This window comes from Haoranjiania flava, from assembly GCF_025631005.1.
Classification (GTDB): Bacteria; Bacteroidota; Bacteroidia; order Chitinophagales; family Chitinophagaceae; genus Haoranjiania; species Haoranjiania flava.
Genome location: NZ_JAOTPL010000051.1, coordinates 1 through 669 on the forward strand (window position 1 = coordinate 1; position 669 = coordinate 669).

A 669-nucleotide genomic window follows, 5' to 3' on the forward strand; every position below is an offset into this window, starting at 1 on the left:
TGTGCGTCCCTGACATAGGTTGACCAAAAAAGTCAACTATTATGAAAGCAAATTTACGAGCACTTAAAAAGCAAAGAACCTTTAGCGATGATTTTAAAAGAGAGATTGTGTCACTTTTTGAGAGTGGAAAATTCAGTGTTTTACAATTGGAAAAACTCTATGGTATTGCTAATGCTGTAATTTACAATTGGATTTACAAATTTTCTACCTTTAATGAAAAAGGTATTCGCATAGTAGAGATGAAAACAAGCAGTACTAATAAGGTTAAAGAACTGGAGCAAAAGATTAAACAGCTTGAACAGATCGTTGGCCAGAAACAAATTCAGATAGATTTTTTGGAAAAGATGATTGATCTTGCAAAAGATGAACTGGATATAGATGTAAAAAAAAATTACAGCACGCCGCCATCCAGTGGTTCCGCCAGCACGGTAAAGACAGGGGGTTTGCGATGAATGCACTTTACAAGGCCATCGGCATCAGCAAACAGGCTGCGCATCAATATCAGCAGCGGCAAACGGTTGTTGATCAGAAAACAGCCATACTTCTGCAGGATGCTCAAGAGCTTCGCCGTGAACACCCTGGCTGTGGGGTGGAAAAAATGTATTATACCTTACGGCCGGATTTTCTTGGACGGGACCGGTTTATAGAATTGTTTATGGATCTGGGGTT

Annotated in this window: 2 protein-coding genes; both read left to right on the plus strand. The window is 39.6% G+C overall.

Annotated features, from left to right (window positions below; all coding sequences use genetic code 11):
* Positions 1–41: 41 nt before the first annotated feature.
* Positions 42–452 (plus strand): transposase, encoded by a 411-nt coding sequence (locus OD355_RS13795; RefSeq protein WP_263039079.1) that lies wholly within the window; start codon positions 42–44, stop codon positions 450–452.
* Positions 449–669, plus strand: a 221-nt coding sequence (locus tag OD355_RS13800; protein ID WP_263039080.1) for a hypothetical protein, incomplete at its 3' end; no start/stop codon positions are given. The genes OD355_RS13795 and OD355_RS13800, both read left to right, overlap by 4 nt.